The organism is Raineyella sp., from assembly GCF_034933565.1.
GTDB lineage: Bacteria > Actinomycetota > Actinomycetes > Propionibacteriales > Propionibacteriaceae > Raineyella.
In genome coordinates this window covers 72157-99029 of the sequence record NZ_JAYFNG010000008.1, presented here as the reverse complement: position 1 = coordinate 99029, position 26873 = coordinate 72157, and the positions used below count along the sequence as shown (strand labels likewise).

Genomic DNA, 26873 nt, shown 5'->3' with positions numbered 1-26873 from the left:
GTTCCCGGGGGACCGCCCCGGCCGTAGCCGCCTCGGCGATCATCCCTGCTGGGCCCGGCGCTCCTCGACGAGGTGCTCGGCCGCAGTGACGACGGCACGCTCGTCGGCGGTCTCCTCGGCGACGTCCGCGGCCGTCACGTGCCGGTCGATCGCGGCGAGGTGGTCGCGCCGGACGAGCAACAGGCCGGCCGCCAGCACGAAGGCCACGGCGGCGACCCAGTAGGGCATCGCCGGGCCGAAGGCGACAGCGATCGGCCCGGCCACCGCAGCAGACGCAGCGCCGCCGAGGAACCGCACCCCGGAGTAGGTCGACGAGGCCACGGACCTGGGCAGGTCGGTGGACTCCATCACCGACTGGGTGAGCACGGTGTTCATCACGCCGAGCAGCAGGCCCCCCACCACGATGCCGGCGACGAGCACCCAGAAGCGGTCCTGGAACAGGCCCATCGTGACCAGATCGACCGCCAGCAGGACCAGGGCCGTGGTGAGCACCGGGCCACGGCCGAGCCGGGTGACCAGCGGCTCGGCGGCGAACACCGAGGTGAGTGCGAGGCACAGTCCCCAGCCGAAGAACACCAGCCCGAGCTGCTGGGCCCCGATGGTGAGCCCGAGCGTACGACCGGCAGCCTCGAGCGGGAACGGGCTGTACGCGAGCAACGCGAAGAACCCGTAGTTGTAGAACACCGCCGCCACCGCCAGGGTCATCAGGACCGGATGGCGCAGCGCAGAGAGGGTCGCCGAGAGCGGAACGGGCGCCGGCCGGGGGGCCCTGGGCAGCAGCACGGCGATGGCGATCAGGCCGATGGCCATCAGCACCGCGGTACCGACGAAGGGCCCGCGCCAGGAGATGCTGCCGAGCGCGCCGCCGACCAGCGGTCCGGTCGCCAGGCCGAGACCCATCGCCGCCTCGTACAGGATGATCGCGCTGTCCACTCCGCCGGAGGCGGCACCGACGATGCCGGCCAGCGCGGTGGAGATGAACAGGGCGTTGCCCAGCCCCCAGCCGGCGCGGAAGCCGATGATCTGCCAGACGCTGCCGGACGCACCCGCGGCCGTGGCGAACACGACGATCACGACCAGGCCGATCAGCAGCGTCGTCCGCGTCCCCAGTCGGCTGGAGACCGCGCTGGTGAAGAACATCGCGAGGCCGGTGATCACCAGGTAGCTGGTGAACAGCCACATCGCCTGGGAGGGGCTGGCGTGCAACCGGCTGCTGATCGCCGGCAGGATCGGGTCCACCAGGCCGATGCCCATGAAGGCGACGACACAGGCGAAGGCCATCGCCCAGACGGCACGGGGCTGCCGGAAGAGGCCGGGAGCCGTCTCCGCCTCGGTGCCGCTCGACCGGTCCCGGCCCGGCGGGTTCTGGCCGGACGGTTTCTGGCCGGGCGAGGGCCGCCCCGGGGTCCGGCCCGCCTGGTTCCGGCCCGGCCGGGTCAGCTCGATACGTACGGTCATCATGCTCCTTCGGTGGTGTCGTCGGGCCGGTACGGGTCGGCCATCAGGCGCTCGACGGTGCGCAGGGCACCGGACAGTTCGTCCCGGGTCGCCCGGTCCATGGACTCGAGGCGCGGCAGGAAGAAGTCGAGGGCCGCCTCCCGCAGCTCGGCCAGCCGGGCCCGACCGGTGTCGGTGAGCTGGTAGAGGCACGCCCGGGCATCGGCCGGGTCCACCCGGCGCTCGGCAAGCCCCGCAGCGGCCAGCTTGTTGAGCTTGGCCGTCGCGGCCGGCTGGCTCAACCGGTCCTGCCGGGCGAACTCCCCCACCCGCAGCGGGCCGCGCTCCTCCAGACAGGACAGCGCGCGCCAGTTGGCGTCCATGTCGCGCGCACCCGAATGCCATCGCAGGAACCGCGTGAAGCGGGCACTGGTCACCATCAGATCGAGGGCCAGGGCACGCGAGTCGAGTGTCATGGTTCACATATATACATCACTGATATATCTAATGGAACCCCCTGTCGACGACGGCGCGGAGAGCACCGGAACGGGCAGGGGCCACCGGTGCGCAGGCACGGGGCCGCCATGGGAGGCGAGAACTCACGATGGGCAGCCGGTCACAGGAGGCAAAGCCCCGGGGACCAAGCAGGCCACGGGAACGGCAGACCATGGGAACAGCAGAAAGCCCCTGACGGGAGCGTCAGGGGCTGAGCGCCTCGGGACGCCGAGGCCGGTGGAGCGGATGACGGGAATCGAACCCGCGTTCTCAGCTTGGGAAGCTGATGTTCTACCATTAAACTACATCCGCGGAACTGCTGAAGCAGCTTAGCAGCCTCTCGCGTCGGTTGCATCTCGAGCGGTCATCGACGTCTCGAACGATCGCGGTTCGGCCTGTCCCACCCCCTCAGCTGTCCCGGCAGCGTCATGTCGCGGGCAGCGTCACGTCGCGGCGGGCGCGAGCGGTTCGGCTCCCGAGGCGAGCAGCAGGTCCTCCAGCGGCCCGGCGATGACCGGGTTGCAGGCGAGGTAGAACGACTCGCCCGGGCCTGCTCCCCGCAGGCCGGCCACATGGGCTCCCGCCTCGAGGGCGACGATCGTGCCGCCGGCCAGGTCCCAGGGGTGCAGCCCCACCTCGTAATAGGCGTCGAGCCGCTCCGCCGCGACCGAGCAGATGTCCAGGCTGGCGGCACCGGCGCGGCGGATGTCACGTACGGTCGCCAGCAGTCGGGTGACGACCTTGGCCTGTGCCACCCGGCGCTCCGGCAGATAGCCGAAACCGGTGCCGACGAGTGTTCGCGCCAGCTCGGTCTCCTTGGCGATGTGCAGCCGACGGCCGTTGAGCCGGGCCCCGCCGCCCCGGTACGCCTCCCAGGTCTCCCCCGCCATCGGGCTGATCACCGCGCCGACCAGACCGGTCCAGGTCGCCGGGTCGGGATCGCCCTCGACGACGGCGATCGACACCGCCCAGGCCGGGATGCCGTAGGCGTAGTTGACCGTGCCGTCGATCGGGTCGACCACCCAGGTGAGACCCGAGGCCGACCCGGCCTCGTCGGTCTCCTCACCGAGGAACCCGTCCTGGGGCCGGGCCCGGGCGAGGGCGTCGCGGATCGCGGTCTCCACGGCCCGGTCGGCCTCGGTGACGATGTCGGCGACCGAGGACTTGCGGTCGGCGATGGCCACACCCGCCTCGCGCATCTGCTTGGCCATCACCGCGCCCTCCTCGGCGACAGCGAGGGCGAGACGGTGCAGCTCGGTCACGGCAGCGGGGGTCATGTCAGTCACTCCAGGGGGTTGAGGGGGCATGGGAGGCCACGGCGAGTCGACGTGCCTGCGCGTGGTCCGGATCGATCTGGTCCAGGGACGGCAGCGTGACTCCGGCGAAGTCGTCGGTGAAGCCGCGGATCATGGTGACGGTGGCCCAGTCCCGGGCGAGCAGGTAGTGGTCGCTGCCCGGCTCGTCGCGGGCCAGCGCAGGTTCGTACGTGAGGGCGGCCCGGCGCAGGTCGGGCGCCTCGGCCGTCGGGAAGGCGATGTCGGGGGCCTGGAGCTCCCCGAAGGAGGCCAGCGGCGCGGCCCGCAGCCCGCGCAGCCGGTCGAGCGGCACATCGGGGATGTTGAGGTTGAGCACCCGGCCGTCGCAGGACTGGAACTCGAGCCACTCCATCATCTGCACGGTGATCTCCTCGGCCGCATCCCAGTGGGCCGGCGCGATGCCGGCGAGCGACACCGCCATCGTCCGGATGCCCAGCACCGCGGCGGTGAGGGCGGCCCCCACAGTGCCGGAGTGCAGGATCGCATGGCCGGTGTTGGCGCCGCTGTTGATCCCGCTGAGCACCATCCGCGGCACCTCGCCGTACTCTCCCTGGACGGCCAGGTAGACGATCTGCGCCGGCGTGGCCTCGGCCACCAGGCAGCGGACCCCGGCGGGCATGCCCTCGGGGTGCTCCTCCTGGATGACGATCGACTCGGTGGGCGTACGCATGCCCAAGGCGGCGCTGACTCCCGAGGACGGGTGGTCCGGCGCCACCACGAGCACCGTGTGCCCGCGTCGCGCCGCCGCCCGCGCCATCGCAGCCAGCCCCGGAGCGTCGATTCCGTCGTCGTTCGTGATCAGGATCTGCATGCGGAGGCCTTGTGCTCGCCGTACGGTCTGGGTTCAGCCTAGCCGGGTTCGTGCTGCCCGGCCGGGTTCAGCCCGGCCGTTCGGTGACCGTACGCCCCGCCGGCTCGAGCACCCCGTCGCCGCGGGTGAGCGCGGCGAGCAGCGCGCTCAGCGCCTCATGGTCGTTGTCCGCCAGCGTGAGGCGTACGCCGTCGCCGACGTACGCCACGTCATGGACCACCACGCCACGGCTGCGCAGGTCGGACTCGATCCGGCCCGCCTCGGCATGCGGCAGCAGGACGCGCCACAATGCGGACTCGACCAGTCGCACCCGGGGGGCGAGGTCGAGCGCGGCGGTGACGGCGTCGGAGTAGGCCCGCACCAGCCCGCCGGTCCCGAGCAGGGTCCCGCCGAAGTAACGCACCACCACCGCGGCCACGTCGGTCAGGCCCGACCCGACGAGGACGTCGAGCATCGGGCGGCCCGCGGTGCCGCTGGGCTCACCGTCGTCGGACGAATGCCACAGCGGCTGGGCACCGGGCACCGAGATGACCCAGGCGCTGCAGTGGTGGCGCGCATCGGGGAACCTGTCGCGCGCCTCGGCGAGCAGCTGCCGGGCCGCTGCCTCGTCGTCGACCCGCCCCAGCCAGGTGATGAACCGCGACCGCTTCACCTCGAGCTCGGTGGCGATGGCAGGTCCCCGGGGGATGGTCAGGCGGTCGGTCACCCCCGCATTGCACCACAGCCGCGCGGACGGACCCCACCGCATCGCACCACAGCCGTACGGACGGACCCCACCGCCGGTCGTGGGAGAATGGCGGCCATGTCCTCCCTTGTAGCCACGTTGAGTGAGCGGTTCGCGGCGGTGACCGGCGGTGCCGACCCGGAACTGCGCCCCGCCACCAAGCCCCAGTTCGGCCACTTCCAGTGCAACGTGGCGATGAGGCTGGCGAAGCAGGAGGGCCGTAAGCCGCGCGACATCGCCCAGCGGATCGTCGAGGAGATCCGGATCGACGACCTGTGCGAGCCGCTGGAGATCGCCGGGCCGGGCTTCATCAACATCCGGCTGAAGAACTCCGTCCTCGCCGCGGCGGCCAACTCCCTGATCACCGACCCGCACCACGGCGTGCCGCAGGACCCGCACCCGCGTCGTACGGTGATCGACTACTCCTCCCCCAACGTGGCCAAGCAGATGCACGTCGGCCATCTGCGCTCGACCATCATCGGTGACTGCTTCTCGCGGGTGCTGGGGGCGACCGGGTCCGAGGTGATCCGGCAGAACCACATCGGCGACTGGGGCACCCAGTTCGGCCAGCTCGTCGAGCAGATCCTCGAGGAGGGCATCGACGCGAACACCCTCGATCTGGCCGGCGCCGAGGCGCTGTACAAGCGGGCCGCGGCGCATTTCAAGGCCGACGAGGAGTTCGCCGACCGGGCCCGGCGCCGGGTGGTGGCCCTGCAGTCCGGTGATGAGCAGACCCGGACGATCTGGCAGCAGCTGATCGACGTGTCGCTGGCCGGCTTCAACGCCACCTACCGGCGGATGGACATCCTGCTCACCGACGACGATCTGGCCGGCGAGTCGACGTACAACGAGGCGCTGGTCCGGGTCGTCGACGACCTCAAGGCGATGGGCCTGGCGGTGGAGGACGCCGGTGCGCTGGTGGTGTGGGTCGACGGCTTCGACGCCCCGATGATCGTGCAGAAGCGCGATGGTGGCTTCGGCTACGACGCGACCGACCTGGCCGCCATCCGGCATCGCGTCGACGACCTGGGCGCCGAGCGGATCGTGTACGTCACCGACGCCCGCCAGGCCCAGCACTTCGCGATGGTCTTCGCGGTGGCGCGCCGGGCCGGCTGGCTCCCGGACCGGGTGTCCGCCGAGCACATCGGCTTCGGGATGGTGCTGGGCGCCGACGGCAAGCCGTTCAAGACCCGCGACGGGTCGGCGGTGACTCTGTCGTCGCTGCTGGACGCGGCCGAGGAGATCGCCGCCCCGCCGATCGCCCTGGCCGCGATCAAGTACGCCGACCTCTCCAACGGGCTGAACAAGGACTACGTCTTCGACGCCGAGCGGATGGTCCAGACCACCGGCGACACCGGCCCGTACCTGCAGTACGCCCACGCCCGCACCTGCGCGGTGATGCGCGAGGCCGCGGCCAAGGGCCTGGCACCGGACACCGCGGTGACGGTGCTCGATGAGCCGACCGAGCAGGCACTGGCCCTGCAGCTGTCCCACTTCGGGGAGGCCGTGGTCGAGGTCGCCGCGACCCTCCAGCCGCACAAGCTCTGCACGTACCTCTACGAGCTGGCCCAGCACTACTCGGCCTTCTACCAGCAGTGCCCGATCCTGAAGTCCGAGGGCCAGGTGCGGGACTCGCGTCTCGCCCTGTGCCGTGCCGTCCGTACGGTGCTGGCGACCGGTCTGGACATGCTCGGGATCGAGGCCCTCGAGCGGATGTGACCGGCCCGGCGTGGGCCGGGACTGCGTCCCCTTGCGCCGGACCGGGCGTCCCTTGCGCGAGACCAGCACGGCCAGCGAGCCGCCCCGCGCCGAAGCCACGCCGCATGCCTTTCGCCGGCACAGCCCCCCAGCCCACCGCCAGCACGGCCCCCAGCCCACCGCCCACCGCCCACCGCCCACCGCCGGCGCAGCCCACCGCCCACCGCTGGCGCAACCCACCGCTGGCGCAGCCCCCAGCCCACGCAGATACCTCGCTCCCACGCAGCCGCGCCTGTTCCATTCACCGGCGGCCGGCCCACACGCCGCGGGTGATTGGAACCGCGGCGGCTGCCGAGAGGACCGCGTCTCTGGCGAGCCCTCGTACAGTCCCCGGCTCCCCGCGCCCAACACCCAGCACCCAAACCCCGCGCCCAACACCCCGTACCCGGTCCCCGCCCCGCACCCGGTTCCGGCCCGCACCCGGTTCCGGCCCGCACCCGGCTCCGGCTCCGGCGCCGGCGCCGGCCCATCGGATGGATGGAGCGCGGCGGCCGAGACACCGGTACCCAGCGCATCGGATGTGGCCCGGAGCATCCGCAGGTTCTCGGCCCCGGCCGGCCGGATCAGCCGTCCTCGGCCAGAGCATCTCTCACCCGCCGTCCCAGCGCCGCCGGGTCGCCGAGTTCCTCCCAGGTCCACCGCAACACTCTCCACCCTGCGGCGCGGAGCGCATCCTCGCGACGTTTCTCCCGGAAGACCACATCGCCGGGTGACTCGCCCCGGCGTACGTATCGCTCGTACTTGGCCTTCCCGTCGAACTCTCCGACGAGCCGCTGCCGCTCCCACGCGAAATCCGTACGGCAATGCTGCGTCCAGCCTCCCGGCATCCTGAGGACCAAGGGGAACTGGAGCTGCGGAGCGGGAACGCCCTGTTCGTTGAAGATGACGCGGCTCAGGCTCTCGCCCGGGCTCTCCGCCTCGGCCACCGCGAACCCTGCCACACGACGTGCCTGCCCGATCCCGACCGCGCCCGTCAGCCGGCGGATCGATGCCTCCATGGCCCGGCGGAGCCCCTCCGGATCCGGACACCGCCGAAGCGCGCAGTCCGCCATCACCACACCGGCCCGGAACCCCTCGGTACGCGCGACATCCACCAGGGTCCGGGGCACCGTGGTGAGCCGGATCCCGCCGAGAGCCACGATTTCCTCGGGCACCAGACTGCCGGTGTGCTGGTGCACCTTCGCCCGGCGAACGCCGTGAGCGGTACGTGGAACCGTGACATGAGTGGTGTCCGGCGGCTCCCCCAGGAAGGGCAGCCCCCAGAGGTCCGCCGCAGTGGCATGGCTGAAGACCCCACTGTCACCGAGCCTGACGCCCACGGCCCCCACCCTCGCCCCCAGCGAAGCACGAAGGTCCTTGTCGTCCAACGGTCCGTCGACATAACAACCCGCCCGGAGCCTGACGAGCGTGCCGGTCCTCACGGCCCGCTGGATCTCGTTGTCGCCGATGCCGGACGCGAGGATCCCCTGCCGCGTACGGATCAGGGGCACAGTGAAATCGGGTCGCTCCATGACTCAAGCGAACCTGCCGGCGGTGCAGTTCCGGAGCCGGGCGGCGCGACGGACAACACCGCGGGGCAGATGGACAACACCGCGGCCGGACGGACAACACTGCGGCCGGACGGACAACACCGGGCCATGGGTGAACCCTCCGCCGGAGAAACATCGAGCTCCTGAAAGTCCGGGGGTGGAGCGTACGGGCGCCGGGCGGAGCACACGGGCGTCGGGCACAAGGGCGTCGGGCGTCGGGCACACGGGCGTCGGGCGGAGCACACGGACGTGTCGAAGGAAACTGCCGCGGTCGTACGCAGCCGCTACCGTCTCATGTGTCCGCGGCACGCCGGCAGGCGGCGGACACATGACGGTGCGGCGGCTGGCGATGAGCGCAGCGGCTGGCCGTACTTGAGGTGGTGGCCGACCGGCTCCGGGACCGGTCCAGATCACCGAGACGGAACCCGACCACCGACACGGGCCTGACGGCCGCCCGCCGGGCGACGCAGGCCACTTCTCCCTGACGTCCACCGGGCCACCGGGCCCAGCATGACGGCCCCCGGGCCCGGCCCGGCATGACGTCTCTCGGGCCAACGGAGCCCGGCATCGAGGCCGCCCGACGTGGGCGGCGCCCGCAGGTCACTCCTCCCCGGCAGACTCCAGTTCAGAGGGGCCGTCGCCCGCAGAGTGCGTCGGCTGCCCGGGCTCGGATTCGGACGGGCCGCCGTCGCCGGAGACGAGGATCTGGTCCGAGTCATCGGTGAGCGCGGCGGCCGTACGTTCCGCGGCATGGCGCAGCGCCCGCTCGGTGGCGACGTCGACGGTGAGCTCGCCGACGACATGGTCCTCGCGGTGGGCGGCCATCCAGGCCGCCCCGATGATCCCGGCGCGGTTGCGCAGCTCGGCGGGCACGATCGCCGTGTTGAGCTTCAGCTTCGGGAGGAACTTGTCGGCGTCCCGGCTGATCCCGCCACCGACGACGATCAGGTCGGGCCAGAGCAGGGCCTCGACGACCTGGAAATAGCGCTCGATCCGCGGGATCCACTCCTTGTAGGACAGCCCCAGCTTGTCCTTGACGCCGGAGGAGGCCTGGGACTCGGCGTCCTTGCCGTCGATCTCGATGTGGCCGAACTCGCTGTTCGGGATCAGCACCCCCTGGTGGACCAACGCAGTGCCGATCCCGGTGCCGAGGGTCGTGAGCAGGACCAGACCCGGGTGGTCCTTGGCGGCGCCGAAGTGCGTCTCGGCCAGCCCGGCGGCATCCGCGTCGTTGAAGACCACGACCCGGCGGCCGAGCAGGTCCTCGAACATCTTCTCGGCCTCGAACCCGATCCACGCCTTGTCGATGTTCGCCGCGGACCGCGTCACCCCGTGGGTGACGACCGCGGGGATGGTGATCCCTACCGGCCCGTCGCCGATGAGATCGGCGAAATGGGCCACGATCTGGGCGACCGCGGCGCCCACCTTCTTGGGGGTGGACTTCTTCGGCGTCGGGATCCTCAGCCGGTCGGTGGCGAAGTCGCCGAGCTCGAGGTCGACGGGGGCGCCCTTGATCCCCGAACCGCCGATGTCGATGCCGAGTACTGGTCGCGCAATCATGTTCTGAGCGTACGAGGCGCGGGCCCGCCTGTCAGGATCTGGGTGGCTGTGGTGGCGCCGTGTCCGGCGGATGGTCCGGGCCGTCAGCGGCTGCCTCGGGGGACGGGGAAGCGGACCGGGCCCCCGACGGGGACGGGGAAGCGGACCGGGCCCCCGACGGGGACGGGGAAGCGGCCGAGGCCGCCGACGGGGACGGGGCCGCGGCCGAGGCCGCCGACGGGGACGGAGGCGCGGACGAGGCCGCCGACGGCGAGTCGGGCAAGGAGACAGACGGCGAGCCGGCCAGCGGCGCCGACCAAGGCCCGGACGAGGAGGACGCCGACGGCGCCCCGGACGGGGACGGCGACGAGGACCACGACGGTGCCGGGAAGGCGGACGACGCCACCGTGGCGTCCTGGACCCGCCTGGCCCGGGCGCCCCAGGACAGCAGCGTCGAGGCGTACGTCCGGGCCTCGGCGGCCGGGAGATGGCGCGCGACCAGGTGCACCGGGCCGGGAGTGGTGTCGACGTGCACACTTGCCACCCCGAGCGCCCGTTGCAGGAGCCCCTGGGTGATCCGGACGGACTGGAACTTCCGCAACGGCACGATCGCCCCGCGGCGCACGAACACGCCATGGTCGGCGATGGTGACATCCGGGCTGGCGCCCCAGCGCAGGGTGTGGGAGTCGACCCAGCGGATCAGCCGGACCCGGCGCGGCACCCTGTGCAGCGTCACGGCGTCGAGATCGATCCCGGGCAGCACCTGGCGCAGGATGAAAGCCAGTTCGTCCCTGGTGCCGGCGGGCAGCACCGTCGACTCGCGCCGGTCATTGTCCTCGCTGTTGCGGGCGCGGGACAGACCGACCATGTCGATGTCGACCTGCCACCACCCCGGGATCCGCCACAGCAGCGGCTGGCGGATCCGTACGCCCTGGATGCGGTCCATCGGCAGGGTCTGGGAGATCAGCCGGGTCAGCCCGGAGGTGACCCGCAGGCCCCCGGACGGAGTCCGCAACAGCTGGAAGTTGAACTGCTGGTTGAGCCGGCGGCTGACCATCGAGAAGAAGCCGAAGGCGAGCGGCAGCAGGGCCGCCAGCGAGAATGCACCCGCGCCGGCGACCCAGCCGACCGCGACGATCACGGCGCTGATGCCGACCGACCACCACAGTTCGGAGGACAGCAGGAAGGCGCCGATGATCCGGCCCGGCTCCATGGTGAGCAGCAGCTGGTCCGCCGCCGACGCATCGACCAGGACCCCGGGGCGCGGCTGGAGCCCGACGGCGGCGACGGAGGTGCGCTCGCCCACGGCGCGGCGCAGCAGGTAGTCGCGCAGGTCGTACGCCCGGCCGCGGGAGAGGTAGCGCAGCCGGGTGGCGGCCTCGCCGGCGCCGGCCTCGATCCGGAGCTCGGCCAGGCCGACGAGCCGGGCGACCAGCGGCTGGTCCACGTCGACGGACTGGATGCGTTCGAACGCGACGCGCCGGGAGCGGCGACGCAGCCAGCCGGTCTCGACCCGCACCTCGTGTTCGTCGATGACGAAGCGGGTGAACCACCAGGTGGTCCATCCGACGAGGATCGCGACCAGGGCGATGGCGAGGATGATCGCGCCGATCACCCAGCCCGGCATGCCACGGCCACCGGAGCTGCCGTTGAAGCTGTCGCGGAAATACGCGTAGACGCCGGCGACGAGGACGATCCAGCCACGCACCAGCGGCGTGAGCGGATGGGGACGCTCCAGCACGGGGTGCCCGGGGCGAGGCCCGACCGGTCCGGATGCCGAGGGCCCGGGCAGTGCGGGCCCGGGTGCCGAGGGGCCGGGCAGTGAGGGTCCGGGCACCGAGGGGCCAGTCACAGGCCGGACCTCCGCGGATCGCTGTGCGAGGTCAGCTCGTCGCGGAGGCGGGCGGCTTCAGCCGCCGGCAGGCCGGGGATCCGGGCGTCGGTCTCGGCCGAGGCGGTGACCAGGGTGACCGTCGCCAGGCCAAAGGCACGCTCCAGCGGTCCGGCGTTCACATCGATCACCTGCAGCCGCCCGTACGGCACGACGGTGAGTGCACGGAACATCACGCCGTGGCGCACCCACAGCTCGTCGGCGGTCTCCGCGTAGCCCCAGCGCGGCCAGCGGCCACGGATGAGGATCGCGTTCCACAGCCACAGCAGTCCGGCCACGACGAGCGGGATCGCGGTGACCGGCCACCGGCCGACGACCAGCTGCAGCACCACCGCGACGGGCACAGCGACGATCACCGCCACCAGTCCGGAGACGAGCCAGGAGAGCGTACGCCACCGCCGGTCGATGCCCTGCCAGGCGATCCCGGGGCCGGTGAAGAGGTCGGTGGCGGCCGGGCCAGGGCCGGCCGACGGGGCTTCAGTGCTCATCGGAGCGCCTCAGGGTGACCGCGACACCGCCGAAGGCGGCGAGCCCCCGGATGATGACGGTCGGGGCGGACGGGTCGGCACAGCGGGCCTTCGAGGAGGCGGCGCCGAAGATCGGAAAGACCTGGTTGATGACGCGGACGCCCTCCGGCACCACGACCTCGACGGCGCCGAAGACGGCGTACGCGTCGATGGTGACGGTGCGCGCCTCGAGGACGGCCTGGCGCAGGTCGAGCACCGCACCACCGAACAGCGCCACCGCGGTGGTGCCGCGCGGCACGCGATGCACGCCGGTGCGCTCGGCGCCGCTGAACACCGCGATCACCACGTCCCGCGGGCTCTCCGTCGACGGGTCGACGATCACCCCGGCCGGCCGTGTGACGTACTGTCCGGTCGGCGGGCCGCCCGGTAGGTCCGCGGGGAGCGGAGCGACAGCGGAGGCGGCGAGGGCACCCGCACCGCCGGGGCCGGAACCGACCCCGCCCGGGTCGACGCCACTCGGGTCGACCCCACCCAGATCGACGGTGAGCGGGGTGAGGTCCGCGAACGTCTTCGCGGCGAGCGCGCGGGCGATCCGGTCACGGTGCTCGTCGAGGGTGAGCCGGCCGTCGGCGTACGCCCCGTCGAGCACCTCGGTGACCCGGGCGCGGTCGACGTCGGAGGCGCGGAGGTTGTCGGGCATGCCAGCGGTCATGGGTCAAGAGTACGAGGCGGCGGTGACACTCAGCAGTGGGCCAGGATCCCCTCGGCGACCGCCCGGAAGCGCCGCTCATCCAGCCGCGCGGCAGTCCGCCGTACGGTGGCGGGGTCGATCCGGAGGATGCGGTTGAGCCGGACCTCGCTCGGGCGGCCCTCCCGGTCCCAGGGCCCGGAGCCGATGTCCATCCAGTAGCGGCCGACCGAGGCCTCCTGGGCGGCGTCCCGGTCATGGTCCTTGGAGGTCATCTGCACGCCGAGCAACCAACGCTCCTCGGCACCGATCAGCAGCACCGGCCGGTCCTTGCCCTGGCTGTGGTCCTCCTCGTACGGCACCCAGGTCCACACCACCTCGCCGGGGTCGGGCCGACCGTCCTCCCGGGGGTGGTAGCTGATCGCGGGCCGCCCGGTGAAGTCGCCGGGGTAGGCGCGGATGCCGCCGGGGACGGAATCGGCGTGACCGCCGGGGTGGACGGCATCGAACGGAGCCGGGTAGCCGTTCCGCTGATCGGCGACACCGGCGCGGTGGGCGCCACCGGCTCCCCCGCCGGTGTCGCCGGACGACCGGGCCCCACCGCGCATGATGTCCACCAGGAGGCGCCACAGTGCGCGCATGATGCTGTCATCCCGACCCGCCATGCGCCCCACCGTAGCGGGCCGGTCCGACAATCGGCCCGCAACACCGGACAGCTCGCAGCACCCGGACGTGTCCCGGGCACATGGCACCGGAGCCAGCAGCGGGTCCGCGAACCGGAGCGTCCAGGGCACCTCCGCCGATGTGAGCCTCACCGAATCCGGCGGCCTCCGTCCGAGAGGTCGATCAGGACAGGCGCCGAGGACCCCTGCCTGAGCTCGACGACAGCCGGAACATCACCTGAGACATCCGGGCCGCCGACCGGGACGCCCTCGACCCTGGCTGCGGCCTCTGCTCCCCACTGGTCAGGATCCACGCCGTCCTCCACGTCCACCTGCGCCACGTACGGCGTCGATCCCACCCCGTACACGGTGCCCGACCGGGTCCCTCGCACCCCGCGCAACAGCGCCGCGTACGCTGCCGGCGGGTTCCCGGCAGGGCCACGATGCGGAGTCCAGCTCAGGCTCGCCGAGGGATCGATCACGAAGTCCCCGTACGCCACCTCGAAGTGCGGCGCGGTGACCAGACGCGCCCGTCTCCGCGACTCCGCGACCAGCGTGTCGCTGACAGCCTGGAGCTGCTGTGCGCTCAAGTCCTCGCGAACGAGGACGCGACGCCCCTCGACCCTCCACCACCCCAGGGACGTCAGCTGCAGCCGCCCTGAACGCGGCCCCCCGCATCCACCGGTCGACTCCAGCCGCCACCGCCACTACGACCACACCTGCGAGAACACCCCAGAACCACCGTCTCTTCGCCGACCGTCCGTGCCGCACGACTCTCACCTCACGATCGCGACGTCACCGACCTGGGTCCGAGCTCCCGATCCCACCGCACGGCGGTTCCCGGACAGCTCGCCCCCGCCGTGGTCGCCGTCCGACGGCGCCCGCGAACAGGCCGATCTCAGTGGCACGCCAGGTCGGCGAGCATTTTGACGTTGGCGACCATCTCACGGCGTACGCTGCGGCGCCAGACCTGCGGGGCGACGCGTCGCAAGGTGGCGTCCCCCACGCCGTACGCCTCCAGGCCGATGCTGCGGCAGATGGTGAGCGTACGCGGCAGGTGGTAGTCCTGACTGATCATCGTCACGGTGGTCAGTCCGGGCAGGGCCGCGGCGAAGCAGCAGGAGGCGTACGTGTCGACGCCGTCCTCGTCGAGCAGCAGACGGTCGGCCGGGACGCCCCGCTCGCCCAGGTAGCGGGCCATCCGGCTGACCTGCGCGTTCGACGCCTCCTCACCGGAGACGATCAGACGCTCGACCTTGCCGGCCCCGAAGAGCTCCAGGGCCAGGTCGAGCCGCGCCCGCAGCGACGGCGACGGATCACCGCTGGGATACATCTCCGCGCCCAGCACGAGGCCCCACTCGGTGGCCGGGACGTCGGCCGGGGTGAAGCGGCGCGACCGGGTGCCCAGCAGGGTCCACGCCGCCAGCCCACCCAGCCCGAGCAGACCACCCAGCCCGAGCAGACCACCGAACCCGATGAGACCGAGGAGCCCACCGAGCCGGCCGAGGCCCCGGGTACCCCGTGTCCGCCGGTGGCGGTTCCGCCGGCTACTCGACAGGATCATCCTCCGGGGTCCGCTTCAGCTCCCCGGGGTGCAGTTCGGCGCCGGCGGGAGCCGACGCGGGTGAGGCGGCCTCCAGACTCGTCCCGCGCCACCGGGCGATCCCGCGCATCACGTGGTAGATCACGATCGCGCCGAACGCGCCCAGGGCGATGCCGTTGAACACCACGCCGCCGACCTGCTGGCCGTCGACGACCTGCCCGCCGACCGCCCAGGTGTAGTTCGCGATCCCGACGATCAGCGCGACCGCCGCGGTGTTGAGGTTGACCGGATCGGAGAAGTCCACCCGGTTCTGCACCCAGATCCGTACGCCCAGCATGCCGATCATGCCGTAGAGGACCGTCGCCGCGCCGCCGAGGACACCAGCGGGGATCGTCGCGATCAACGCGCCGAACTTGGGGATCATCGACAGCAGCAGCGCGAACACCCCGGCGACCAGATAGGCGGCGGTCGAGTAGACCCGGGTCGCGGCCATCACGCCGATGTTCTCGGCGTACGTCGTGGTGCCCGACCCGCCACCGAAGCCGGCGAGCACGGTCGACAGACCGTCGGCGAACAGTGCCCGCCCGGTGACGTCGTCGAGGTCGTCGCCGGTCATCGCCGCGACGGACTTCACATGGCCGATGTTCTCGGCGATCAGCACGACGACCACCGGCAGGAACATCGCCAGCACCGACGGCTCCCAGGTCGGCGCATGGAACGTCGGCAGGCCGACCCAGGACGCCCTGGCGATGGCGGAGAAGTCGACCTCGCCACGGACCACCGCGGTCAGGTAGCCGATCAGGACGCCGACGAGGATCGAGAGGCGTCCCAGCATGCCGCGGAAGAACACCGTCACCAGGATGATCGAGGCGATGGTGACGACGGCGGTGACGGGCGCCTTCTGCACGTTGCCCCAGGCGGCGGGGGCGAGGTTGAAGCCGATCAGCGCGACGATGGCGCCGGTGACGGTGGGCGGCATCACCCGGTTGATCCAGTGCGCACCGGCGAAGTGCACGACCACCCCGACCAGGGCGAGCAGGGCGCCCACGGCGATCACACCGCCGAGCGCCGAGCCCATGCCGTGCGACGCGGTCGCCGCGGTGATCGGTGCGATCAGGGCGAAGCTGGAGCCCAGGTAGCTGGGCACCCGGCCACGGGTGATGAGCAGGAACAGCAGGGTGCCGATGGCGGAGAAGAACAGCGTGGTCGACGGCGGGAACCCGGTGATCAGCGGCACCAGGAAGGTGGCGCCGAACATCGCCACCACGTGCTGCATGCCGATCCCGATGGTCGCCGGCCAGGCGAGCCGCTCCGACGGCCTGACGACCTCACCGGGGGCGATGTGGTAGCCGTCGCCGTGCACCGTCCACGCCGGGAAGACACGCGGGACCTTCCGCGGCTCCTCGGGGGACGAGGTGGGCGAGGTCCCGGACGAGGTGGGCGATGTCTTGGACGTGGATGTCTTGGATGTGTGGGCCACGGTCTCTCCGATCCAGGGCATACCCGGCGTACGCCGCGGACAATCGTAGACCGTCGGTCGTCCGGCGCTGTGCCCCCTCCCCCGTCCGACGCCGTCGCGGGCAGACGCCCCACCCCGGCGCCGCGAGCGACCGCTCCACCCCCACCCCGGTGCACCCTTTCGCCCGTACGTTCCTGTCCGGGAACAGCAGAAACGCACGGGCGAGAGGTCCTCCGGAGCCGACGCGGCGCGAGCCGAGGCGGGGTGGGCGACGTACGCTCAGTCGCGCCGCTGCGCCCGGTAGTACCGGATCAGCGCCTTGGTGGACGGGTCCTGGGCCGCCAGCGCGGCCTCGTCGCCGGCCACCGCCGGGGTCAGGTCCTTGGCCATCGCCTTGCCGAGCTCGACGCCCCACTGGTCGAAGGAGTCGATGCCCCAGACGATGCCCTGGGTGAAGGTGATGTGCTCGTACAGCGCGATCAGCTGACCGAGCACGGACGGGGACAGCTCGGGCGCCATGATCGAGGTGGTCGGCTTGTTGCCCGGGAACTCGCGGGCGGTGACGATCTCCTCGCGGGTGCCCTCGGCGCGCACCTCGTCCTGGGTCCTGCCGAACGCCAGCGCCTTGGTCTGGGCGAAGAAATTGCCCAGGAAGAGCTCGTGCACGTCGTTCTCGCCGTCGCGGGTCGGGTTCGCCGGGTTGGCGACCGCGATGAAGTCGGCCGGGATGAGCCGGGTGCCCTGGTGGATCAGCTGGTAGAAGGCGTGCTGGCCGTTGGTGCCGGGCTCGCCCCAGAAGATCTCGCCGGTGTCGGTGGTGACCGGGCTGCCGTCCCAGCGGACCCGCTTGCCGTTCGACTCCATGGTGAGCTGCTGCAGGTAGGCCGGGAAGCGGTGCAGGTACTGCGCGTACGGCAGCACCGCGTGCGACTGGGCGCCGTGGAAGTTGGTGTACCAGATGTTCAGCAGACCCATCAGGGCAGGCACGTTCTGCTCGATCGGGGCGGTCCGGAAGTGCTCGTCCATCGCATGGAAGCCGGCCAGGAAGGCCTCGAAGTTGTCCGGGCCGATGTAGACGGCCAGCGCGGTGCCGACGGCCGAGTCGACCGAGTAGCGGCCGCCGACCCACTCCCAGAACCCGAACGCGTTGGCCGGGTCGATGCCGAACGCGGCGACCTTGTCCAGCGCGGTGGACACGGCGACGAAGTGCTTCGCCACCGCCTCGCCCTCCTGGCCGTCGGCGATCGCACCGCGGTCCTTGAGGCTGGAGATCAGCCAGTTGCGTACGATCCGGGCGTTGGTGAGGGTCTCCAGCGTGGTGAACGTCTTCGACGCGACGATCACCAGAGTGGTCTCCGGGTCGAGCAGGAACGTCTTCTCCGCCGCATCGGTCGGGTCGATGTTGGAGATGAACCGACACTCCAGGCCCAGCTGGCCGTACGGCTTGAGCGCCTCGTAGGCCATCACCGGGCCGAGGTCGGAGCCACCGATGCCGATGTTGACCACCGTACGGATCGTCTTGCCGGTGATGCCGCGCCACTCGCCGGACCGCACCTTGCGGGCGAAGGCGTAGACCTTGTCCAGCTCGGTGTGCACGTCGGCCACGACGTCCTTGCCGTCGACGATCAGCGACTGCCCGGCCGGCTTGCGCAGCGCGGTGTGCAGCACCGAACGGTCCTCGGTGACGTTGATCCGGTCACCGCGGAACATCGCGTCGATCCGGTCGGTGAGGTGCACCTGGTCGGCGAGGTCGACCAGACCGGACAGGACGTTCCCGTCGAGCCAGTTCTTGGACATGTCGACGAAGAGGTCGCCGGCGGTGAAGGAGAAGCGCTCGGTGCGTCCCGGGTCCTCGGCGAACCAGGTGCGCATGTTCGGTCGGTAATCCTGGGTGAGGGCGCTCAGCCGCCCCCAGGCCTCGGTGGTGGTGGCATCAACGGGAGACTGCATGAGGCAAGACTAGGGCCGCCGGTCCCGCCCCGTCCGGCCGGGGCGGGCGGTCGTTCCCCGGTCGCGGACCGGTGGCGGACCGCGCGACGGCGCGCGGCGATACCACGGCACGCCGACCGTCCGAACCGATAGCGTGGCGCCATGGAGAACGCTGAGCTTCCCGCAGGTGTCACGCTCACCGAGGGCCGGGGCGGCCTGCCGGTGGTGCGGGTCGAGATCGGGTCGTGCATCGCGGAGGCGTACCTGCAGGGCGGCCATCTCACCCGCTGGCAGCCGACCGGCCAGGACCCGGTGGTCTGGCTGAGCGAGATGTCGCGGTTCGAGGAGGGCGCGGCGATCCGCGGCGGCGTCCCGTTGTGCTTCCCCTGGTTCGGCGCCGGCGTCGACGGCCGCCACTACCCGCCGCACGGCTTCCTGCGGCTCACCCCGTGGCAGCTGGTCGAGGCGACCCCGGTCGCGGACAGCATCCGGCTGCGGTTCCACCTCGACGGGCACGAGGTCGACCCGGCCGGGCCGGACGACCTCGACCGGGACTGGGCCGCCGACATCAGCTACACGGTCGGCCAGGTGCTGGACATCGACCTGCGGGTCGAGGCGTACGGCGACCGCACCACCCCGTACACGTTCGAGGAGGCGCTGCACACCTACCTGCACGTCGGTGACGCCCGCCGGATCACCGTCGACGGTCTCGACGGGTGCACCTACCACGACAAGGTGGTCGACGCGGACTTCGAGCAGCGCGGCACGCTGGTGATCGTCGGCGAGACCGACCGCATCTACCGGCACACCGGCGACGTCGTCGTCAAGGATCCAACCCTGCGGCGGACCCTCGGCATCAACAAGCGCGGCTCGGCGCAGACCGTCGTGTGGAACCCGTTCGTCAGCAAGTCGGCGAAGATGGGCGACTTCGGCAACGACGAGTGGCAGGAGATGCTCTGCGTGGAGGCCGCCAACGTCGGCGCCTCGGCCGTCACGCTGGCGCCGGGGCAGTCCCACACCCTGCACCAGCGGATCGCGGTGGATCGTACGCAGCGACCGGCGGGCCTCCGCCGCGGCCTGGCCTGAGCGGCGCACGGCACCGATGACGGACGCCCTGACGGCCCGCACCGCCCGGGCCCGACCCGAGGACGGCGTGGCCCGCCCCCTGGCGGCCGGGACCGACTCGGAGTTCCGCGTCGACCTGGAGCGGATCCGGTTCTCCCCCGCCTTCTCCCGGCTGGCCGAGGTCACCCAGGTGGTCTCGGCCGGCACGACCGGCGGCATCGTCCACAACCGGCTGACGCACACCATCAAGGTCACCGCGGTGGCCCGGGCGATCGCCGTACGGGTCAAGGAGGCGTCCTCGTCGGCCCGGATCGCGGCGCTCGGCGGGCTGCACCACGTCGTCGCGCAGGCCGGCGCCGGCGCGCACGACCTGGGCCACCCCCCGTTCGGACACCTCGGCGAACAGGAGCTGGACCGCCAGGCCCGCCACCGCTTCGGGCTGGCCGACGGGTTCGAGGGCAACGCGCAGACCTTCCGGGTGCTCACCGAGCTCGAGGTGCACGGCCCCGGCGACGACGGGCTCAACCTGACCGCCGCGGTGCGCGCCTCGGTGCTGAAGTACCCGTGGGGGCGCTTCCACTGGCCCGAGCCACACCCGCGCAGCTGGGCCGACCAGCCCCGGGGCGCCCGCCCGGACGCCAGCGGCGGCTCGTACAAGTTCAACGCGTACGTCCCCGACCTGGACGAGTTGATCGCCGTCCGCTCGGCCTTCCCCGACGTCCGCCGCGACCAGCAGACGCTGGACTGCGCGGTGATGGACCTGGCCGACGACGTCGCCTACTCGCTGCACGACCTGGAGGACTTCCACCGGGCCGGGGTGCTGCAGTTCTCCGCGGTGTCCAGCGAGTTCCGCACCTGGGCCGGGCAGCGCGACGACTTCGCGATGTACCCCGACAGCCGGCTCGCTTCGATGACCCGGGCCCCCGGGGCCGGGCTGGAGAGTCTGCGTCGCCGGCTGGCGAGCCGGGACGGCTGGATGTTCGACGAGGACGCCTACCTCGAGGCGGTGCTGCGGGTCGGCCAGGAGTTCGTCGAGGGCGTGCTGGCCATCCCGTACGACGGGTCGATGGCCGCCGACCGATCGCTGTCCGGCTTCACCTCCACCTGGATCGACGCGCTGGTCGACTCGGTCCGGTTGGTCGACGACCCGCCGGTGCGCGGCTCGTCGGTGGAACTGTCGCAGGGCGCCTGGCACCAGGTGCAGGTGCTGAAGTTCATCCACCAGTACTTCGTGCTGCACCGCCCCGATCTGGCGCTGATGCAGCGCGGGCAGGCGAACGTGGTGCGCCAGATCGTCGAGGCCTTCGACGACTGGCTCAGCGACCGGCTCGACGCCTCCCGGGCACCGCGACGACTGCTCGACCTCGTCGACGCGGCCACCGACGGCTACCGCCGGGTGGCGCGCCGACACCCTGAATGGCTCGACGGGATGACCTCGCGCGAGGACGTGCTCCGGATGGGGCGCGGGCGCGGCATCATCGACTTCGTCGCGGGCATGACCGACCACCAGGCCGAGGCGACCGCCTCCCGGCTGCGCGGCGGCTCGGGCCTGTTGTGGGGCGGCGGCACGGTCTGACGCCCCACCCGCTCCGGGGCTCACCGGCAGGCGCCAGGCACACACTCTTGACCCACGGGTGAGACCTATGTCACTCTTCGGTTACCGAATGGTCGGTAAGTAATCCAGAAGAGCGGAAGAGGTCCCTCATGACCACCCCCACCCCCCAAGCGTTCCTCGTCGGCGGTACCCGCACCCCGGTGGGCCGTTACGGTGGCGCGCTGGCCTCCGTACGCCCCGACGACCTGGCCGCCCTCGTGATCGGGCAGGCCGTCACGGGCGCGGGGATCGACCCCGCCGACGTCGACGAGGTCGTCTTCGGCAACGCCAACGGGGCCGGCGAGGAGAACCGCAACGTGGCCCGGATGGCCTGGCTGCTCGCCGGCTTCCCGGACACCGTGCCCGGCTTCACGGTGAACCGGCTCTGCGCCTCCGGCATGACCGCGATCACCCTCGCCGCCCAGATGGTGAAGTCCGGCGCGGCCGACATCGTCGTCGCCGGGGGTGTCGAGTCGATGTCGCGGGCCCCCTGGGTGCTCGCCAAGCCGGACAAGCCGTACGCCAAGCCGGGCGAGGTCCTCGACACCTCGATCGGTTGGCGGTTCATCAACAAGAAGTTCGCCGCCACCGAGAAGATGACCTACACGATGCCGGAGACGGCCGAGGAGCTCGCCGCGGTCGACGGCATCTCCCGGGAGGATGCCGACGCGTTCTCGGTGCGCTCCCACGAGCTGGCGCTGGCGGCGATCGCGGCCGGGCGGTTCCGCGACGAGATCACCCCCGTGGTGATCACCGACCGGAAGGGCCGCCGGACCGTCGTCGACACCGACGAGGGCCCGCGCCCGGGGACGACGATGGAGGTCCTGGCCGGGCTGCGCCCGGTGGTGAAGCCGGATGGCGTCGTCACCGCCGGCAACTCCTCCTCGCTGAACGACGGCGCCTCCGCGGTCATCGTCGCCTCCGAGCGGGCGGTCCAGAAGTACGGCCTGCAGCCGCGGGCCCGGGTCGTCGAGGGCACCGCAGCCGGCGTCCCGGCCCCCATCATGGGCATCGGCCCGGTGCCCGCGACCCGCAAGGCCCTCGACCGGGCCGGCTGGAGTCTCGACCAGCTCGGGGCGATCGAGCTCAACGAGGCCTTCGCCACCCAGTCCCTGGCGGTCATCCGCCGGCTGGGCCTGGACCGATCGATCATCAACCGCGACGGCGGCGCGATCGCCCTGGGCCACCCGCTCGGCTCGTCCGGTTCGCGGATCACCCTGACCCTGCTGGGCCGGATGGAGCGCGAAGGCGCCGACCGGGGCCTGGCGACCATGTGCGTCGGCGTCGGCCAGGGCACCGCCCTGCTGCTGGAACGGGTGTGACGATGAGCCCACAGACCCTGGCCCCCGACACCACGACCCTGCGGCTGCGCGAGTCGGACGACCGGCTGCACGTACAGCTGCACCGCCCGGAGGTCCGCAACGCGATCGACCGGACGATGGTCGAGGAACTGCACGCCGTCTGCGCACACCTCGAACGCCACCCGAAGGTGCTGATCCTCTCCGGCACCGAAGTGAACGGCCGGGGCGTCTTCGCCTCCGGCGCCGACATCGCCCAGCTGCGCGACCGCCGCCGCGAGGATGCCCTGGCAGGGATCAACTCCCAGGTCTTCCGCCGCATCCTCCAGCTGCCGATGCCGGTCATCGCCGCGCTGGACGGTTGGACCCTCGGCGGCGGAGCCGAGCTGGCGTACGCCGCGGACTTCCGGATCGCCACCCCTGAGGTGCGGATCGGCCAGCCCGAGACCAACCTCGGCATCATGGCCGCCGCCGGCGCCACCTGGCGGCTGCGCGACCTGGTCGGCGAACCGCTCGCCAAGGAGCTACTGCTGACCGGACGCATCCTCGACGCCGAGGAGGCACTGGCCGCCGGCCTGGTGACCGAACTGCACCCCCGGGAGGAACTGCTCGCCGCCGCCGATGCGCTGGCGGACCGGATCTGCACCCAGGACCCGCTGGCCGTCCGGATCACCAAGGCCGTCTTCCACCTCCCGGCCGACGCCCATCCGATGGTCGACCAGCTGTCGCAGGCCGTGCTCTTCGAGTCGCCGGCCAAGTTCGAGCGGATGCAGGCCTTCCTGGACCGGCGGACCCGCACCAGCTGACCCCGCCCCGCACAGCACCCCACAACACCCAGACGCCACCACCGCCGAAGGAGTCGGAGATGACCAGCCCCACGATCGACCAGCCCTCCCAGACCACCACCCCCACCGTCCCGGCCCGGGTCGGCGTCCTGGGGGGCGGCCGGATGGGCGCCGGCATCGCCCATGCCTTCCTGACCAACGGCGCGGAGGTGGTCGTCGTCGAGCGGGACGAACCGTCCGCCCGGGCCGCCGGGAACCGGGTGACCCGCGACATCGAGAAGTCCCTGGCCCGCGAGGCGATCCCCGGCGAGCTCGCCGACTGGACGTCCCAGCTGACCGTCTCCACCGAGCACGCCGCCTTCACCGGGTGCGATCTCGTCGTCGAGGCGGTCCCCGAGGACTGGGGCCTCAAGTGCGACTCGCTGCGCTCGATCGAGCGTCACACCGGCGAGCAGACCTGGATCGCCTCGAACACCTCGTCGCTGTCCATCGACGGTCTCGCGGACGAACTGGCCCGGCCCGACCGGTTCATCGGCCTGCACTTCTTCAACCCCGTCCCCGCGTCGAAGCTGGTCGAGGTCGTCATCGGCGCCCGCACCAGCCCGCAGCTGGAGCAGGCCGCCCTCGGCTGGGTGTCCGCGATCGGCAAGACCCCGGTCGTCGTCCACGACGCCCCGGGCTTCGCATCCTCACGCCTGGGCGTCGCGATCGCTCTCGAGGCGATCCGGATGGTCGAGGAAGGCGTGGCCGCACCGCGCGACATCGACAACGCGATGGTGCTCGGCTACAAGTTCCCGGTCGGGCCGCTGGAACTCACCGACATCGTCGGCCTGGACGTACGCCTCGGGATCGCGGAGTACCTCGAATCCCGACTCGGCCCGCGGTTCGCCCCGCCGCAGCTGATGCGCGAGATGGTCGCCCGCGGCGAACTCGGCCGCAAGACCGGCAAGGGCTTCTACACCTACACCGACTGAGGACCTACGTCGGCTGAAGTCCCACGCCGGCTGAGGTCCCACGCCGACGGGGACGTCCCCCAATCACAGCACGCAGCAGGGCCGGCCGCACCGGACCAGCAGCAGGCAGGAGTCATCATGGGCGAACAGTCCACGGTCCGCGACAGGACCACCGCAGACGCGGGAAGCCGAGGAGAGCCGATCCGGACCGGCGGTCCGTACCCGCCCTGGCGGATCGAGCTGGGAGAACTCGACCGGCGGATGGGCGTACGCGTCCTCGAGCAATCGGTCGAGCGCGTCGTCGCCACGATGCCCGTCGAGGGCAACCGCCAGTCCCTCGGACTGCTGCACGGCGGCGCGATGCTCGCCCTCGGGGAGGCGGTCGGCTCCTGGGCGGCGCTCATCCACGCCTCGACCCGCGGCCTGGTCTGCGTCGGCGTCGACGCCAACGCCACGCACCACCGCTCGGCCCGCGAGGGTCTGGTCACCGCGGTGGCCACCCCGATCCGGCTGGGCGGCACCCTCACGTCCCACGAGGTCGTGATCAGCGACGAGGACGGCAACCGGCTGTCCACGTTCCGGATCACGAACCTGCTCCGGCCCGCCCGGTGACACCGGGTCACCCCTCAGCGACCGGTTCCCAGTTCCCGCCGTCCCACCCGCCGACCCCGGCACCCGGCACCCGGCACCCGGCACCCGCAACCCAAGCACCCAGGCCACGACAGGAGTCAACGACGATGCCCGAGACCGTGACGACCGAGGCCACTGCGGCCCGGCCGACGACACCCGAGACCGCAGGCACGCGGCCCCCGACACCCGATGCGGACGCGTCGCGGACCGTGGTGCCCAGCTACGTCCAGGGCGCGTGGTGGACCCCGACCGACCCTCAGCACCCGACCATCGTGACCGATGCCAGCACCGGTGCGCCGGTGGCCCTGGTCAGCACCGAAGGCCTCGACACCGCGGCCGCGGTGGACTTCGCCCGTACGGTCGGGCAGCGCACCCTCGGCGCACTGACCATCCACGAACGTGCTCTGCTGCTCAAGCAGCTCGCCCAGTACCTGGCCGCCCACAAGGACGAGCTGTACGACCTGTCGTACGCCACCGGGGCGACCGCGAAGGACCACCTCGCCGACATCGACGGTGGCATCGGGACGCTGTTCACCTACTCCTCGAAGGGACGCCGTGAACTGCCGAACAGCAACGTCATCGTCGACGGTCCGGTCGAGATCCTCGCCAAGGACGACAGCTTCCAGGGTGAGCACGTCTACACCCGCCGCCCCGGCGTGGCGGTGCAGATCAATGCCTTCAACTTCCCGATCTGGGGCATGCTGGAGAAGTTCGCGCCGGCCTTCCTGGCCGGCATGCCGACCATCGTCAAGCCGGCCACCCCGACCGGCTACGTCACCCGGGCCGGCGTCCGTCTGATGGTCGCATCCGGTCTGCTGCCGGAGGGCTCGCTGCAGCTCATCGCCGGCTCGGCCCGCGACCTGCTGGACCATCTGGACCACCGCGACCTGATGGCCTTCACCGGCTCGGCCTCCACCGCTGCAGGGCTGGCGCAGCACCCGGCCGTCCGTACCCGAGGGCTCACCTTCACCGCCGAGACGGACTCCCTCAACGCCGCCGTGCTCGGGCCCGACGCGGTCCCCGGGACGCCGGAGTTCGACGCGTTCATCAAGGCCGTCGTGGTCGAGATGACGTACAAGGCGGGCCAGAAGTGCACGGCGATCCGCCGCGTCATCGTGCCCCGCGACCTCGTCGACGCCGTCGTCGAGGCGCTGGGGGCCCGCCTGCGCGAGCGGGTGTCACTGGGTGATCCCCGCGCCGAGGGCACCACGATGGGGCCGCTGGCGTCGATCGCGCAACGCGACGAGGTCCGCCGAGCGGTCGACCGGCTGGTCGCCGCGGGCGGCACCGTACGTTTCGAGGGCGCCACGGAGCCCGCGGGCATCGCCGAGCTGCCGGCGGAGGGCGCGTTCTTCCCGCCGACGATCCTGACCTTCGACGTCGCCGACACCCCCGCGGTGCACGAGATCGAGGCCTTCGGCCCGGTCACCTCGGTGCTCGGCTACACCGACATCGCCGACGCCATCCGGCTGGTCGCCCTCGGCGGCGGCTCCCTGGTCGCCACGGTCTGTTCCCACGACCCGGAGACCGCCCGCATCTTCGCCGAGGGGATGGCGGCCCACCACGGGCGCCTGCACTACCTCGACCGGGACGACGCGCGGACCTCCACCGGCCACGGCTCGCCCCTGCCGCACCTCGTGCACGGCGGCCCCGGGCGCGCCGGCGGTGGTGAGGAACTGGGTGGTGTCCGCGGCGTGAAGCACTACATGCAGCGGACCGCGCTCCAGGGCTCCCCGGACCTGCTCACGGCGATCACCGGCATCTGGCACCGCGGCGCGGCCACCGTCACCGCGACGCGGGAGGCCGTCGACCGGGGGTCCGCCGAGCATCCCTTCCGGAAGTCCCTGCGGACGCTGCGGGTCGGCGACAGGTTCGTGTCGGACCTGCGGACCGTCACGCTGCGCGACATCACCGACTTCGCCGCCGCGACCGGTGACACCTTCTACGCCCACACCGACGCCGAGGCTGCGGCCGCCAACCCCTTCTTCCCCCGGCAGGTCGCCCACGGCTACCTGCTGGTGTCCTGGGCCGCCGGGCTCTTCGTCGACCCGGCGCCGGGACCGGTGCTGGCGAACTACGGCCTGGACAACCTCCGGTTCCTCACCCCGGTGACCTGGGACGACGCCATCCGCGTCACCCTGACCGCCAAGCGGATCACCCCGCGGGTCACCGACGAGTACGGTGAGGTGGCCTGGGACACGGCGATCACCAACCAGCGCGACGAGGTCGTCGCGACGTACGACGTCCTGACGCTGGTGTCGAAGGAACCACGCGGCTAGGACGGCGCCGGACGTGACAGC

General features: G+C 71.9%; 22 protein-coding genes and 1 tRNA gene. 8 read left to right on the top strand and 15 right to left on the bottom strand.

From position 1 onward, the window contains the following. Positions 1-39: 39 nt before the first annotated feature. The 6 genes from VB059_RS02755 to VB059_RS02730 all read right to left on the bottom strand — a co-directional run bounded on the left by VB059_RS02755 (position 40) and on the right by VB059_RS02730 (position 4765). Positions 40-1281 (bottom strand): MFS transporter, encoded by a 1242-nt coding sequence (locus tag VB059_RS02755; RefSeq protein WP_416339479.1) that lies wholly within the window; start codon positions 1279-1281, stop codon positions 40-42. A 176-nt stretch (positions 1282-1457) separates the two neighbouring features. Beyond that, positions 1458-1913: a MarR family winged helix-turn-helix transcriptional regulator gene (locus tag VB059_RS02750; protein ID WP_323420498.1), complete on the bottom strand. Its 456-nt coding sequence runs from the start codon at positions 1911-1913 to the stop codon at positions 1458-1460. 257 nt (positions 1914-2170) lie between these two features. Continuing rightward, a tRNA-Gly gene (locus tag VB059_RS02745) sits at positions 2171-2244 on the bottom strand. Between the two features lie 131 nt (positions 2245-2375). Then, complete coding sequence (locus VB059_RS02740; protein ID WP_323420497.1) at positions 2376-3209, bottom strand: inositol monophosphatase family protein; 834 nt, start codon at positions 3207-3209, stop codon at positions 2376-2378. Between the two features lies 1 nt (position 3210). Beyond that, positions 3211-4059 carry a 5'/3'-nucleotidase SurE gene (gene surE / locus VB059_RS02735; RefSeq protein ID WP_323420496.1) on the bottom strand — a complete coding sequence of 283 codons (849 nt, stop codon included), beginning with the start codon at positions 4057-4059 and terminating at the stop codon, positions 3211-3213. 67 nt (positions 4060-4126) lie between these two features. Next, a complete protein-coding gene (locus VB059_RS02730) occupies positions 4127-4765 on the bottom strand; it encodes a YigZ family protein (RefSeq protein WP_323420495.1) in 639 nt (212 codons plus the stop codon). Between the two features lie 96 nt (positions 4766-4861). Between VB059_RS02730 and argS the strand changes: the two genes are divergently transcribed. After that, positions 4862-6502: an arginine--tRNA ligase gene (gene argS, locus VB059_RS02725; protein ID WP_323420494.1), complete on the top strand. Its 1641-nt coding sequence runs from the start codon at positions 4862-4864 to the stop codon at positions 6500-6502. Positions 6503-7104: 602 nt separating this feature from the next. On the opposite strand, the gene VB059_RS02720 is transcribed toward argS, so the two are convergent. The 9 genes from VB059_RS02720 to pgi form a co-directional block, all read right to left on the bottom strand. After that, on the bottom strand, positions 7105-8052 hold the full coding sequence (locus VB059_RS02720; RefSeq protein ID WP_323420493.1) for a hypothetical protein: 948 nt from the start codon (positions 8050-8052) through the stop codon (positions 7105-7107). A 618-nt stretch (positions 8053-8670) separates the two neighbouring features. Further along, positions 8671-9630 carry a polyphosphate--glucose phosphotransferase gene (gene ppgK / locus VB059_RS02715; RefSeq protein ID WP_323420492.1) on the bottom strand — a complete coding sequence of 320 codons (960 nt, stop codon included), beginning with the start codon at positions 9628-9630 and terminating at the stop codon, positions 8671-8673. 31 nt (positions 9631-9661) lie between these two features. Next, a complete protein-coding gene (locus VB059_RS02710; RefSeq protein ID WP_323420491.1) occupies positions 9662-11350 on the bottom strand; it encodes a PH domain-containing protein in 1689 nt (562 codons plus the stop codon). 107 nt (positions 11351-11457) lie between these two features. Beyond that, complete coding sequence (locus VB059_RS02705; RefSeq protein WP_323420490.1) at positions 11458-11988, bottom strand: PH domain-containing protein; 531 nt, start codon at positions 11986-11988, stop codon at positions 11458-11460. After that, positions 11978-12679: a DUF1707 SHOCT-like domain-containing protein gene (locus VB059_RS02700; protein ID WP_323420489.1), complete on the bottom strand. Its 702-nt coding sequence runs from the start codon at positions 12677-12679 to the stop codon at positions 11978-11980. Before VB059_RS02700 ends, VB059_RS02705 begins: the two co-directional genes overlap by 11 nt. Before the next feature lie 29 nt (positions 12680-12708). After that, positions 12709-13320 carry a type II toxin-antitoxin system PemK/MazF family toxin gene (locus tag VB059_RS02695; protein WP_323420488.1) on the bottom strand — a complete coding sequence of 204 codons (612 nt, stop codon included), beginning with the start codon at positions 13318-13320 and terminating at the stop codon, positions 12709-12711. Positions 13321-14215: 895 nt separating this feature from the next. Then, positions 14216-14881, bottom strand: a complete 666-nt coding sequence (locus VB059_RS02690) for a SanA/YdcF family protein (RefSeq protein ID WP_323420487.1) — start codon at positions 14879-14881, stop codon at positions 14216-14218. Beyond that, the gene (locus VB059_RS02685) at positions 14865-16340 is read right to left on the bottom strand and encodes a uracil-xanthine permease family protein (RefSeq protein ID WP_323420486.1); all 1476 of its coding nucleotides are present in this window, start codon (positions 16338-16340) and stop codon (positions 14865-14867) included. The genes VB059_RS02690 and VB059_RS02685 overlap by 17 nt, the downstream gene beginning before the upstream one ends. 258 nt (positions 16341-16598) lie before the next feature. Next, positions 16599-18269, bottom strand: a complete 1671-nt coding sequence (gene pgi, locus VB059_RS02680) for a glucose-6-phosphate isomerase (protein WP_323420485.1) — start codon at positions 18267-18269, stop codon at positions 16599-16601. A 141-nt stretch (positions 18270-18410) separates the two neighbouring features. Between pgi and VB059_RS02675 the strand changes: the two genes are divergently transcribed. The 7 genes from VB059_RS02675 to paaZ all read left to right on the top strand — a co-directional run bounded on the left by VB059_RS02675 (position 18411) and on the right by paaZ (position 26852). Then, the gene (locus tag VB059_RS02675) at positions 18411-19334 is read left to right on the top strand and encodes a D-hexose-6-phosphate mutarotase (protein WP_323420484.1); all 924 of its coding nucleotides are present in this window, start codon (positions 18411-18413) and stop codon (positions 19332-19334) included. A gap of 16 nt (positions 19335-19350) precedes the next feature. Beyond that, positions 19351-20889 (top strand): dGTP triphosphohydrolase, encoded by a 1539-nt coding sequence (locus VB059_RS02670; RefSeq protein WP_323420483.1) that lies wholly within the window; start codon positions 19351-19353, stop codon positions 20887-20889. A 128-nt stretch (positions 20890-21017) separates the two neighbouring features. Continuing rightward, positions 21018-22229, top strand: a complete 1212-nt coding sequence (locus tag VB059_RS02665; RefSeq protein WP_323420482.1) for a thiolase family protein — start codon at positions 21018-21020, stop codon at positions 22227-22229. Between the two features lie 2 nt (positions 22230-22231). After that, positions 22232-23011, top strand: a complete 780-nt coding sequence (locus tag VB059_RS02660) for an enoyl-CoA hydratase/isomerase family protein (RefSeq protein ID WP_323420481.1) — start codon at positions 22232-22234, stop codon at positions 23009-23011. A gap of 59 nt (positions 23012-23070) precedes the next feature. Further along, positions 23071-23964, top strand: a complete 894-nt coding sequence (locus tag VB059_RS02655; RefSeq protein ID WP_323420480.1) for a 3-hydroxyacyl-CoA dehydrogenase family protein — start codon at positions 23071-23073, stop codon at positions 23962-23964. A gap of 117 nt (positions 23965-24081) precedes the next feature. Further along, complete coding sequence (locus tag VB059_RS02650) at positions 24082-24555, top strand: PaaI family thioesterase (protein ID WP_323420479.1); 474 nt, start codon at positions 24082-24084, stop codon at positions 24553-24555. Positions 24556-24680: 125 nt separating this feature from the next. Then, positions 24681-26852: a phenylacetic acid degradation bifunctional protein PaaZ gene (paaZ, locus tag VB059_RS02645; RefSeq protein ID WP_323420478.1), complete on the top strand. Its 2172-nt coding sequence runs from the start codon at positions 24681-24683 to the stop codon at positions 26850-26852. The last annotated feature ends 21 nt before the right edge of the window (positions 26853-26873 follow it).